10 protein-coding genes are annotated in these 12218 nt (G+C 59.9%); 6 read left to right on the top strand and 4 right to left on the bottom strand.

Annotation, left to right across the window (positions count from 1 at the left end; all coding sequences use genetic code 11):
• The first annotated feature begins 21 nt into the window (after window positions 1-21).
• Entirely contained in the window at window positions 22-1656 is a 1635-nt protein-coding gene (locus RRF56_RS07245; protein WP_317036966.1) for a DUF11 domain-containing protein, read from the top strand.
• An 82-nt stretch (window positions 1657-1738) separates the two neighbouring features.
• Here the strand turns inward: RRF56_RS07245 and RRF56_RS07240 are convergent, their stop codons facing one another.
• From RRF56_RS07240 to RRF56_RS07230, 3 genes are all read right to left on the bottom strand, one after another.
• Entirely contained in the window at window positions 1739-2437 is a 699-nt protein-coding gene (locus RRF56_RS07240; protein WP_317036965.1) for an ATP-dependent Zn protease, read from the bottom strand.
• 130 nt (window positions 2438-2567) lie between these two features.
• Window positions 2568-5798 (bottom strand): DUF748 domain-containing protein, encoded by a 3231-nt coding sequence (locus RRF56_RS07235; RefSeq protein WP_317036964.1) that lies wholly within the window; start codon window positions 5796-5798, stop codon window positions 2568-2570.
• A gap of 312 nt (window positions 5799-6110) precedes the next feature.
• Window positions 6111-6908: a D-alanyl-D-alanine carboxypeptidase family protein gene (locus RRF56_RS07230; protein ID WP_317036963.1), complete on the bottom strand. Its 798-nt coding sequence runs from the start codon at window positions 6906-6908 to the stop codon at window positions 6111-6113.
• A 196-nt stretch (window positions 6909-7104) separates the two neighbouring features.
• Between RRF56_RS07230 and RRF56_RS07225 the strand changes: the two genes are divergently transcribed.
• From RRF56_RS07225 to RRF56_RS07215, 3 genes are all read left to right on the top strand, one after another.
• Window positions 7105-8061, top strand: coding sequence for an AEC family transporter (locus RRF56_RS07225; RefSeq protein WP_317036962.1), 957 nt, complete (start codon window positions 7105-7107; stop codon window positions 8059-8061).
• Window positions 8062-8065: 4 nt separating this feature from the next.
• Window positions 8066-8644: a peptidoglycan-binding domain-containing protein gene (locus RRF56_RS07220; protein WP_317036961.1), complete on the top strand. Its 579-nt coding sequence runs from the start codon at window positions 8066-8068 to the stop codon at window positions 8642-8644.
• A gap of 291 nt (window positions 8645-8935) precedes the next feature.
• Window positions 8936-9334 (top strand): CBS domain-containing protein, encoded by a 399-nt coding sequence (locus RRF56_RS07215; protein WP_317036960.1) that lies wholly within the window; start codon window positions 8936-8938, stop codon window positions 9332-9334.
• A gap of 64 nt (window positions 9335-9398) precedes the next feature.
• Here RRF56_RS07215 and malQ read toward each other — a convergent pair whose 3' ends face one another.
• Window positions 9399-10907 carry a 4-alpha-glucanotransferase gene (gene malQ / locus RRF56_RS07210; protein ID WP_317036959.1) on the bottom strand — a complete coding sequence of 503 codons (1509 nt, stop codon included), beginning with the start codon at window positions 10905-10907 and terminating at the stop codon, window positions 9399-9401.
• Between the two features lie 109 nt (window positions 10908-11016).
• Here malQ and RRF56_RS07205 point away from each other — a divergent pair, with 109 nt between their 5' ends.
• Both RRF56_RS07205 and RRF56_RS07200 read left to right on the top strand, forming a co-directional pair.
• A complete protein-coding gene (locus RRF56_RS07205) occupies window positions 11017-11463 on the top strand; it encodes an NUDIX hydrolase (protein ID WP_317036958.1) in 447 nt (148 codons plus the stop codon).
• A gap of 227 nt (window positions 11464-11690) precedes the next feature.
• On the top strand, window positions 11691-12080 hold the full coding sequence (locus RRF56_RS07200; protein ID WP_317036957.1) for a RidA family protein: 390 nt from the start codon (window positions 11691-11693) through the stop codon (window positions 12078-12080).
• Window positions 12081-12218: the final 138 nt, after the last annotated feature.

Here is a 12218-nt window from a genome sequence, read left to right as displayed (position 1 = left end):
TTACCCTCACCCCTGTCTGTTATGCATCAGTCTGCTATACTCCCGCTGCAATCCAGAAATGGGCAATCGAGCTATGCTGTGCTTCCCACATTCTTGGGCAGTCGTTTAACTGGTTTGATTGCTGGAGTTGCACTGACTCTAGCGATCGTCTTTGGTGGAGCAACACCGGCCTTTGCACAGCTAGCGGCGACTCAGCTAATCACCACCAACCAACCGGCGGCTCAGTCGCCTACCAGTCCTGTTGCTTACACAACTCCTTGCGATACACAGTCTTTTCCCGGTTGTACCGGCACAACTATTGATGTCACCTTTGGGGTTGGCAGCAACATTGTGCTCGATGCTGTCATTGCCGGGGGCAGTCGGTTTGAACCCGCAGCAGACTTGCTGCCACCAATTGGCTTAGCCCAAACCGTTATATTTCGTCGCAACGCGCTATTTACCCCTGAGCGAGAACTACTTTTCCTTCAGCAGGCTACCGTTGCTCCAGATGCGATAACGTTGGCTGCTCAGCTTGCGGCTGGCATTGAGGATGCCATGTTGAGCAATATTATTAATCGGGGTATCGACAACGTTTTCAACAATATCACTGAGCCTGCTAGCCCAGAGGTGCAGGTCACCAGCAACAATATTGAGAGAATTGACTATATTATTCCTGCTGGTCTCTCAGTTCCCCTATCAGAGCAGGGGAATGTGGGATTTTTGATTTTAGAACGAGGCGGTAACGATGCCTTCCAAATTGCGGCAATTACAGCTTTAGACGCGAACGGTGATCCATCTGACTACGGCCCGCTGCTTTCTGTCCCTAATACGGCCTGGGGCAATAGCAACGATGTGGCAATATCGACAGCCGTGTTCAGGCGAGATAATCTAGCTGATCCTTTTCAGCCGTCTCACCTAGCCCCCCGACGAAATAACGGTATTTTCCCTACACAACCTGTGCGAGGCATCGTTTTCACGATTGAGTCTTTGGTGACGGCACCACAAAATGCAAGTCCTATTTTTGGCTATTCACTGTTTGCACCTGACGTCACTGGGGCAGGCACACAGTTGGTTGCCTTCAACACCTTCCCTCAAACTACCGATAACCAAGTGGGTGGGCTCGATCTGATTGCTGGTGGCTTTGGCCTGGTCCGGCGAACGACGACTTTGGTTCCAACCGGCAGCCTCGCTCTGGTGAAGCGGATTACCAACCTGTTTGGGCCATCGCCGCTGCCCGACTTCAGCCAGGTGGTGGGTAATGGTGCCGCCTTAGCCCTGCTGCAAAACAACGGTCTGGGGCAGGGGCTAGATGTGATCAATGACCCGGTGGTACAAACGGGCAACGGCATTGAGTACACCATTTATCTTGCCAATGCGTCGACCGGCACGGCGGCCAATACCGTGGTGTGCGATCAAATTCCATTGGGCACCACCTTTGACCCCAATGGCTATGGGTCAGGCTTGGGCATTCAGGCGATCGCGGCCTCTAGCCCCGCAGGGCCAGTGGTCAACTACACCAATGCTGCCGACGGTGACCCCGGCACCTTCTTTGCTCCAGGAGCGGCACTTCCCCCCTTCTGTGGCACCAACCAAGGCAATGGCGCAGTGGTGGTTAACGTGGCCGATGTCACCGCCAACCAGGTCGGACTGATTCGCTTTAGAACCACGGTCGATTAGAACGGCGACACTGTAAGCTCCAACCCTGAGAGAGAGGGCGTTACTCCATGGAGTGACGCCCTCTTGCTCGTTAGCTGGTTCGCTAGCCTGCCACTTCTAAAGATTCAGGCTGGTGCTGGGCAATGATGTCGCAACAGGTGGCGACGGGGGCGCGATCGCCCATGGCGACCACCAGGGCATCAAAGGCCTCGCGGTGCTTTTCAATTAGGGTTTTGGCCTGAAGGGTGGCCCAGCGCTGTTTGATCACCCCTTCGGCGGGCGATCGCCCCAGGGCACCCCAAAACAGGCCTAGGGCGCGGCTGTCGTCATCACCGCCGAGGGCATCGCCGTAGATCAACTGCTCGGCGGCAATGCCCGCCATCCACACCTGGCAATAGCGATCGATGCCTTGGGGGCTGAGCCGGTCCGGGGCCGCAGTGGCCGCATCGCTAGGGCCAAAGACTACGCCTCCCTGACCGGGCAGACCCTGTCGCCAGGCTTCCCAGGTGTTGAGCGTATAGGCTTCTACCGGAATATCGAGCAGCACCGCCGTCAAAAAGTGACCCGCTTCGTGGTGCAGCACTCGCTGCCGGTGCTCGGGGGAGGCCCAGGCCACAGAGTCCATCAAAATATTGCCGATGCGCCCCCCCAGCCCCAGCTGATCAAGGCTAAACAAGCCCAGCCCCACGGCCACAAACACCGCCACGATCGCAGGCGATAGCTGAATGATCGGCCCTAGCAGGCTGGCCATGGTAACGCCAAAGATGACCACGGCAATGGTGTTGAGGGTGGTGTCGCGCATGGGGTCTCCAAAAAACGATGCTGAAGCTGAAGCCAGTCTAGGCGGGCTCCAGTTTGGGCGGGCTTCAGACCGAAGCACTCAGCCCTGTGCTGCTTTATGGTAGCGAGGATGGTGGGCCGGGGCCAGGGCTTCAAAAGATGCCGGCTTCCAGTTGTTTGGCGGTTTGGAGCTTGCTCTGGAGGCGATCGCGGCCCGCCTCCGAATGCTCAATGGGCACCGCCTCTAGCAGGGCCGGGAAGACGAGCGCGGTCCAACTGTCGGGCAGCGGGCAGTGGGTACGGCCCCGCCGCAGGCTGACCCGCTGGGTTTCGGCCTCCCACACAAAGGCTGTGGCGGCCCCCAGGGCGATCGCGGCAAAGTAGGGTTCGGTGGGGCAACTGGCGGCGTCGGCCCCCTGGAGCGCAGGCGATCGAAAGCTGGGCCGTCCGACGGGCTGAAAGCTCACCCGATGGTCGTGGGCCTGGATACCTAAGCGGGTTGCCTCCACCTGAATGCCCTCTACCCCCACCACAAACAACAGGTCGCGGCGAAACTCAGGGCTGGGAAACCCGACCTCCTGGAGCGCGGGGGGCAAGGACGCACGCTCTACCCCAGCGGACAGCAGCGCCCCAGTGAGCAAAATTCGCTGAAACCCGGCTACATCCCATTCGGTGATTAGGCCCTGGGCCAGCGCCCCCTTGTAAAGCCGCACCAGGGCTCGCAGGCGGGGCGCATCGGCGACATTGACGGCGATTAGCTCCTGCACGTTGAGGGTTTCTTGACCGTAGGCTCGCAGAGCCGCCTCGCTGCCGCCATAGACGGCGATATCGGGGGCTTCTCTGAGATAGATCGCCAGGCTGCGACGAAAGCTCTGGTAGCGCGGGTCGGCTGGGTTGGCCGGGGCAAAGGCCTGATCGATCAGTCGGGCCAGGTGGGCCTGGAACCCCACGGCTTGCTTGAGGGTGGCACTGACGCCAATATCTTCATCGGCAATCACCAGGGCCGTGTAAAAGGCCTCGTGCTGGGTGGCTCCCTGCTGGGCTAGGTGTCCGTAGGTGCTGATATCGGCGGCGATCGCCCCAAAGCGACGAGCCAACAGCGGCTCTTTGCCCGCCAAAATTTGCCAAAAACGAGGGCTAAAGGCGTGGTCTTTGAGCACCGCAAACAGAATGCGATCGCCCCCCGGCTGCTGGTCGGCCTCGTGCAGCAGTTCTAGCAGTAGCAGCCGACTGTTCTGGTATGCCTGCTCCAGGCTATAGCCCGCCTTCTCCTGGCGCGACACCATCACCGACAGGGTGTTGCCGCCGTTGAGGTGGCCAGCCCCCCCTGGAAATAAATGTTTGCCCATGCCTACCTCGGCCCAGTCGCGATCGCTAAATTGCAGCAGGGCAAACCCCAGCTCCGCCTGGTGGGCCGTCGCCAGCTGCTCCATTTTGCTGGTGATTGTGGTGCGTAGAGCGTGCTTGTCTAGCTCATTTTGCTCGATGGCAGCAGCCAGCGATCGCAGCGACTCGGGGTAAATGGCTGCCCCATCAAACCGCATCATGCCCAGGGCCAGAGCGATCGCGCCCTCCTCCGCCCCAAAGGTGACATTGGGAATTTTTGACATCAGCTCGGGGCTGCTCGACAACCGCCGACTCTCCAGCACGGTGGAAGCATTGAGCTGTTTGAGCACAGCGAATCGGGCCAGCTGCCCTGTGGTGCCCAGCTGAGCTAGCAGGGGCCGGGTGAGTAACTGCTGCATTGAGAGCAGCTGCTCTCCGGCCCAAAACGAGCCCACGGTACCCGCTCCAGCGGTGATTGGGCGGGCATCGGGGTGGCGCAGCAGCGGGTCGTGCAGCGTGCGCAAAGAATGGTCCAGCATCCACAGGGCTTCGCTGGGGTCAAGCCCGGCCGCCCGGCTCGACTCGACGTAGACCGGCACAAAATAGTCTAAAAAAAAGCGATCGGTATTGAACCGATCGCCCTGGCGGTAGGAGAGCAGGCGACCCTTGGCCAGATCGGCGGCGATCGCCGTGACGTAGGGGTTGGTCTGCAAAAACCAAAAAAACTTGCGATCGAGGGCGGGGGTGAGGCGGCTGCCCAGGGTGGCGATCGCCCGCTGGTAGGCCGCCGCCGACAGGGGCGGTACCACGGTGCCATCGCTGAGGGTAAACCAGGCTCCATCGCCTCTAAACTCGTAGGTTGCCCCCTCGATGGGCGCAATCCAGTCGCGGGCGGGCAGTGCCTGGGCCTGCATGCCTAGGGCCACCGCCACTAGCCCCAAATCTAGGGGCAGGTGTCCCGGTGGGGTGAGAGCAGGATCGGGCTGCACCGCCAGGGTCGGTTCTTTAAAAGAGCCGCTGAGCTGGGCCTGCCACTGCCAGGGCTGGGTGGGGGCTAGGGGCAGGCGATCGCCCACCAGGGGCCGCAACGCCTCTGGGGCGACGGGTGGTATCTGGGCCTTGAGGTCGTAGCCCTCGTTCAGATCTAGGCTACCGGCCGCCGTCAGCACCAGGGGGCCGACGGCGGCCTGGGTATCGCTCAGGGTCAGCCGTTGGCCTTGAAACGTCAGCCTGCTGTGTAAGTGGCCTAGGGGGGTAGTCAACTGCCCCCAGGCTAGCTGGCCCTCCTGCACCACCACCGTTCCTCGCAGGTCGAGGGCCTCTAGGGGCGGCCTTGTGGCACTGGGCAGGGGCGTGGTCAACGTCAGGTCGCTGCTGAGCACCCCCGCCTCGATCGCGATCGCTGGCGGCAGGGCCAGATTGAGGCTAGCCAGCGGCAGGTCGTCGGCTTGCAGGGCGGCCTGAAGCGATCGCTGGGCCAAATCTACGGTGCCGTAGGTCTGAACATGGCCCTGATCGAGCACTCCTTCCAGCCGAAAGGTCACCGGGCCAGCCGTCTGAGTCGGCGGCTGGCGCACCATCGCCTGCAAGTTGTCAATAACGACGGGTGCCTTGGGAAATGCCGTGTCAGCGGGGGGCTGGAGGGTGAACCGGCCATCTTTGACGTGCAGCGCCGCCAATTTCACTCGCCTGGCGGGGGCGATCGGCCCGCCAGGGCGCTGAGCCCAGCCCGAGAGGCCGCCTGCCTCAGGTAGCACCACTGCCAGATCGGGCCGTACTAGGGTCACGGCCAGCCGCAACTCTTGACGGTGCAGCAATGCTGCCCAGTCGAGCAAAACGACTATCCGATCGATCTGGCCTTCCAGGCCCTCGGACTCACCGCTAGAGAGGGTCGTTTTGCCAAAAACAACCCCCCACTGCGCCACCCCTCGCACACCGCCCAGCTGTACGGGTTGATTGAGCGACCTGGCCAAGGATTGCTCAAGCTGGCCATGCAGGGTTTTAAGCCCCAGTGCTCCGCCCAGCAGCCCCGCCATCACCGTCCAGGGAATTGCCATTCTGGCCGCTACTGTGAACCACGCCCTGGGCTTGAGCTGAACAAGGTTTTGACGTGCAAGAGCCATAAATCAAGGAGTGCCAGGCAGAACAGCGGAGGTAAGCCCTAGTCACCTAGATTAGGACATCCAGAAACCTAAGAGCGTTCGAACGTTTAAACGTTGCTAGGGGGAAATGTCTTAACCGGATTGGCTATAGCTATAATCGCCTGAAACAATTTTTCTAGCTGCTGGGCATCGCTTGCCCTGAGGTCGCTAGAATCGCGGCGTCAATGCTGGTATCTGTTTTCCCAGAAACCGCCTCACGCTTTGGGCCTACTCGCTATAAAACGTTTCGAGGCTGGTGCGATCGCCCACAAAACGCCAGTGCCAAGGTTCAAAGGCTACCCCCTGAAAATTGTCTGCCGGAAACGATAGCTCATAGCCGTAGCGCACCGCGTTAGTCTCCATCCACTGGTAGGTGCGGGTGTCGGCAAAGCCATCGTTGAGGTGGGTGCCCGCCTGGTTGCCGTCGCCCACGTCGATGGCGTAGCCGGTATGATGCTCGCTATAGCCCGGCGGGGCGCTGACCTCGGCTCGGGTTTGGGCGTCTTGACCGCGCTGGGCCTTGAGGTTAAAGAAAATTGTCTCCTGCTCAGCCTGGGAGCGAAACCCCGACAGGGGCACCAGACGAATACCTTCCTGGGCCGCCGCCTGGGCCATCGCTTCATACTCGCTGGCCGCCGCCGATCGCAGTCGAATGCTGCGGTTGGCCGACAGAGTGACCAGATCGTCGGCGGGAGCCTCCTCAAAGGCGCGATGACCGAGCAGCAGCCTGCGGCTAGAGGGGGCCAGCTGCACCGCCACATCGAGATCGCTAACGTTAGAATTGGTGCCGTTTGCCGTGTCTGCCGAACGGTTGACCATGGTTTCAAAGGGCCGAGCAAACTCGACCGCAGAGAACCCGTTAGTCTGATACCAGGCCACCAGGCCACCCGCCGTCAAGGCCAGCAGGGTTAGACCCAGAACGCGCCGTAGGAGCCGCGTGCGCCGTAGCCAGGGGGGCTGGGCTGCGCCCTCAGGGTACAGGGGTAAATCGCGGGCCGCTTGGGGAATATCGTCGATGGGAGACATGGTAACTGGCTGAGTACCCGGCAAAACTCTACCCATTATGGCTCTTTCGGGGCAGCGTGATGGCCAACAACTTACCTAAAAAGCGATCGCAACTTCTAGGCAGACCTGTCACAATCCCAGGGCAGGGTACGTGAGGGTTGCTATTGTGCCACCGCTAGGAATTTTAATCCGCCTCTATGGTCCGATTGGGACCGGGGTGGGTGTTGGGATTGCGCTGGGTGCCTTGCTTTACCGCTTTGCCCCCCACCGGGGAGAACCCCAGGGGCTCTACTACCAGGTGCCCCTGCGGCTGGGCCGGTTTTTGTTTTGGGTGGGCATTCCCCTGAGCATTATTGGCTTTATGCGGCGGGCCGATCTGTCGGGCAACCTGTACCTGGCTCCGGTGGTGGCCTGGGGTGCCATTCTGCTAGGGCTGGGGTGCAGCCGCCTGTGGCTATCGGTGCACCAGGTGTCGTGGTCGCGGCCCACCCAGGGCAGCTTTTCTCTGGCGGCCATGCTGGGCAATACCGGCTACATTGGCTACCCGGTGGTGCTGCTGCTGCCCCAGTTGGGGGTGAGCGTGTTTGGCTGGGCGCTGTTCTACGATGCCCTTGGCACTTTGCTGGGGTCTTACGGGCTGGGGGCGATCTTAGCCGCTGAGATGGGCGGGCGTCCTCAGTCGCCCCTGGATCTAACCGGGGCAAGGCCAGGAATGCGCCAATGGTTAAGCAGGCTACGGGCCGTAGGGCAAAATCCGATTATTCTGGCTTTCGGCCTGGGGCTGTGGTTAAAGACCATTGCCCTACCGGCTTGGCTTGACTCGGCGCTGTATCAGTTGGCCTGGGTGATTGTGGTGCTGTCGCTGGTGCTGATGGGCTTGCGTATGCAGCAGCTGCGATCGTGGCAGCATGTTCATCGGGCAACCGCCGCCGTGGCGATTAAGATGCTGGTATTGCCCCTGGCCGTGGGCCTGGCTCTAACCGCTCTCGGGGTTGATGGCCCCGCCCGCCTGGTGATGATTTTGCAGGCGGGTATGCCCTGCGCCTTTTCTAACCTGGTGCTGGCCGAGGCCTATGACCTCGATCGCGATCTGTCGGTCGCCTGCGTAGGGCTGAGTTCGGCCAGTTTGCTGTTCACCTTGCCCCTCTGGCTATGGGCGTTTTCTGGGGAGTAACACCATGACGAGCCGATGGCTAACGCCGGTCTTCCGCAGCGGCTTTCTATTGCTCTGCGGGCTATGGCTGGGAACCGGCGGTGACCTGGTGCCTTTGGCGCTGGCTCAGGAGCCGCCCTTGGCTAGAGTGCTGCTTCAGCCCGGCGATCGCGGTCCCGAGGTGGGTCAGCTTCAGCGCCAGCTAGCTGAACTGGGGTTTTATGCTGGGGAGATCGATGCCATTTTTGGTGAAGATACGGCTGCAGCGGTGCGATCGCTCCAGCAGCAGCAGACTATCCCGGTAGACGGCCTCATGGGCGCTCAAACCTGGCTTGCTCTGGCTGCCGCCCAAGCCGCCGCCAGACCGACGCTACCCTTCCCCTTGATTGCTCAAACCGTCAGCTTTACGCCCTTGATCGTGGCTCAGCCCGCTCCACCCCCCTCTGCCCTCTGGCTGGGGCTGATGCCCCTGGTGCCGATCACGGGCGGATTGCTGACTTACCTAAAACAGCGCCTTCAGCGGCGGCTTAGCCCGACTCAGCTTTCCAAAACTCCCAAGTTCTCCGAGCCTCCCAAGCCGCCTAAGCCCCCCCCATGCCGGTAGATGCTGTCGCCAGCTGGTCGGTACCGCCCCCGGCAGTATAAAAACCTGTAACGTTTCGGGGCCTGTAACGTTTCGGGGCCTGTAACGTTTTGGGTCACGGGTCACGGTTTCAGCCCCTCGAATCCCGCAAATATAAAGAAAAAGTACAAAAACACCCCCTGATCCCCGCCCCAGAGGTCACGATGTAGGGAGCGGATTCCGTTCACGGCTAATCGTCCATCATGGCCTGCATCGGTGCTCAGACCGCTGTCGGTGTTTCACCCTTAACCCCATCGTTTCCTGGAGAGCTCTATGCTAACCGTCGCTAACATCATGACCCCCTACGCCACCACCATTGCCAGCGGAGCCACCGTGGCTGAGGCCATTGACCTGATGCAGCGACAGCAAATTCGAGCCCTTTTAGTCGAGCACCGTTCCCAAGAAATGCCCTTTGGCATGGTAACCGAGCGCGATATTGTCTACACCGTTGTTGCTCGTGGCCACAATCCCGAAAAGGTGCTGGTGCAAGACATTATGCGACAGCCTTGCATCTCCCTTGAGCCTGGCATGACCATTCAGGAGGCTTCCCAGATGCTGTCAGATACGGGAGTACAGCGTGCACCGGTGGTACAGGATGGTCAGCTATTGGGGGTGATTTCTGTGACCGATATTTTGATGCGGGGGATGCCGGCAACGGCGTTGAGCCGCTAAAAGCGGATCAGGGGGAGCCGGATTGGATCAGCACTAGCGATCGCCAGCATCCCCACCCACTCCCTTACTCGCCTTGGGGGGCTCGGTTAGACAACTCCGTCAGCATCCGCAGGCGATCGCGCATGTCATCGGTCAGGGCCTCGGCCTCATAGCGCCAGGCCCAGTTGCCCTCCGACTGGCCGGGGGTGTTCATGCGGCAGTCGCTGCCATAGCCCAGCACGTCCTGTAACGGCACAATCGCCTGGTTAGATACCGACATCAGCGCCAGGCGAATCATCGTCCAGTGAATGCCTTCGTCACTGAAACAACCGAGATACTGCATCAGGCGATCGCGCTCGTAGTCGGGCATTCGCTCAAACCAGCCCAGGGTGGTGTCGTTGTCGTGGGTGCCGGTGTAAACCACGCTGTTGGGCACATAGTTGCACGGCAGGTAGGGGTTGTCGCTGCTGCCACCAAAGGCAAAGTGCAAAATTTTCATCCCCGGAAACTCAAATGCGTCCCGCAGAGCTTCTACCTCAGGGGTAATCAAGCCTAGATCTTCGGCCATAATCGGCAGTGTTCCTAGCTTTTGGCGCACAGTTTCAAACAGCTCGGTGCCTGGGGCATCAATCCACTGGCCATTCATCGCGGTGTCTTCGCCAGCGGGCACACCCCAGTAGGCTTGCAATCCTCGAAAGTGGTCAACGCGGATGATATCGACGTAGCCCAGCAGCGCCGTGATCCGCTGAATCCACCAGTGAAAATCGCGGTTTTGCAGTTCTTCCCAGTTGTAGGTGGGGTTGCCCCAGAGCTGCCCGGTTTCGCTGAAGTAGTCGGGCGGCACCCCCGCCATCAGCGCCGGGGCCAGGGTGTCGTGGTCGAGCATAAAGTTGTGGGGAAACGCCCAGACATCGACGCTATCGTGAGCTACGTAGATGGGAATATCGCCGATGATCTGAATCTGGCGATCGCGGGCATACTGCCGCAGCGATTGCCACTGACGGTGAAACTCAAACTGCAAGAATTTTTGGCAAAAAATATCGCTAGCCAGCTTTTCGCGCCATTCGTCCATGGCTTGGGGGTCGCGTCGGGCCAGGGGCTCGGGCCAATCGGTCCAGCCTGCGCCGCCGTGGGCATTTTTCAGCGCCATAAAAAAGGCAAACTCATCGACCCAAAAATGGCTCTCTGCGCAAAATGCCTCTAGGGCCGCTTTGTCGTCCTCTGAGGCAATTTCGTTAAACCGGCTGGCTGCCCGCTCTAGCAGGCGCATTTTGATCGGAATGATCTCGTCAAAATTTACCCGGTGGGGTGAAAAGTGCTCTAGGTCGTGCAGTTCGTCGGGGTACAGTAGCGAGCGATCGCACAGCACCTCCAGACTAATCAACAGCGGATTGCCCGCCATAGACGAATAGCACAGGTAAGGCGAATTGCCGTGGCCCGTTGGCCCCAGAGGCAGCACCTGCCAAAGCTGCTGACGGGTAGCCGCCAAAAAATCTACAAAGTGGTAGGCTTCAGGCCCCAGGTCACCAATACCAAATCGGCCTGGCAGCGACGTGGGATGCAATAGGATGCCACTGGCTCTGGGAAAGGGCATAGTCAGCTCGGTTTAATTCCAGTTGACTCTAACATGGCCCACGGAAGCGAGACGGCTACCCAGAGAGTTATTTTGATTTCAGAAAAATTTTGTCAAGCGATCCCTATAAATGACCTCCTACCGCAACCCTGCCCCCACCGTTGACGTCATCATTGAGCTACTGCACCACCCCCACCGGCCCATCGTGCTGATCGAGCGCCACAACGAACCCCTGGGGTGGGCGCTGCCCGGCGGCTTTGTCGACTACGGCGAAAGCGTTGAAACCGCCGCCCGCCGCGAAGCGCAAGAAGAAACCGGCCTCACCATCACCCTGGTCGAACAGTTCGCTGTCTACTCTGACCCCGCCCGCGACCCCCGTAAGCACACCCTCAGCGTCGTATTTCTCGCCACCGCTACCGCCGACCCCGTCGCTGGCGATGACGCCAAAACCGCCGCCATCATCAACCCCTGGGAACCCCCCCAAGATCTTTGCTTTGATCACGATCGCATTTTGCGCGATTATTGGCAGTACCGTTTCTACGGGCACCGGCCCCGATTTGGCACTGATTTGGATTGATTTAGAGAATATAGAGATATCCATGGGTGGATACTTGACTTAAAGCCGCTGTAGGTTGGGCACTGCCCACCATTAGGAAACTAATCTTTCAGAAGTTACCCTAGGCACTGCCCACCATTAGGAAACTAATCTTTCAGAAGTTACCCTAGACAACCGTTATCTACCCATCCACCCATCCACCCCCTACCCATCCACCCCCTACCCATCCACCCCCTACCCCCCACCCCATGCAACGCACCATCATCAACACCCCCAATGCCCCCGCCCCGGTCGGCCCCTACAACCAGGCGGTGGCCGTGAGCGGCCAAATGCTGTTTGTCTCGGGTCAAATTGCCCTTGATCCAGCGACTGGCACTCTAGTGGGCGAAGGCGATGTGGTAGCCCAGACCGAGCAGGTGATTGCCAATCTCCAGGCCATTCTCACCGCCGCTGGGGCCAGCCTTGACCATGTGGTCAAAACCTCGGTGTTTCTCAAAGACATGAACGACTTTGGCACCGTCAACGAGGTCTATGCCAAGTACTTCGGCGGCGATGACGCTCCGGCCCGCGCCTGTGTGGAAGTAGCGCGGCTTCCTAAGGATGTCGCCGTAGAAATCGAGTGCATTGCGGTGCTGTAGGGCCAGGTGTCGTAACGTAAGCGCAATTTCTGGATGTTTCTGCCTGCCCTATCCATCGGTGACGCAAACCTATGGATGGGGCAGCTCTAGCCCAACTATGTCGATGTCAGCCTTTGGTGTATCTAGGGCCACACCCAT

The sequence above is a fragment of the Nodosilinea sp. E11 genome, assembly GCF_032813545.1.
Lineage (GTDB): Bacteria > Cyanobacteriota > Cyanobacteriia > Phormidesmidales > Phormidesmidaceae > Nodosilinea.
Note: the sequence above shows the minus strand (reverse complement) of the source record. Positions and strands in the feature narration are given on the sequence as shown.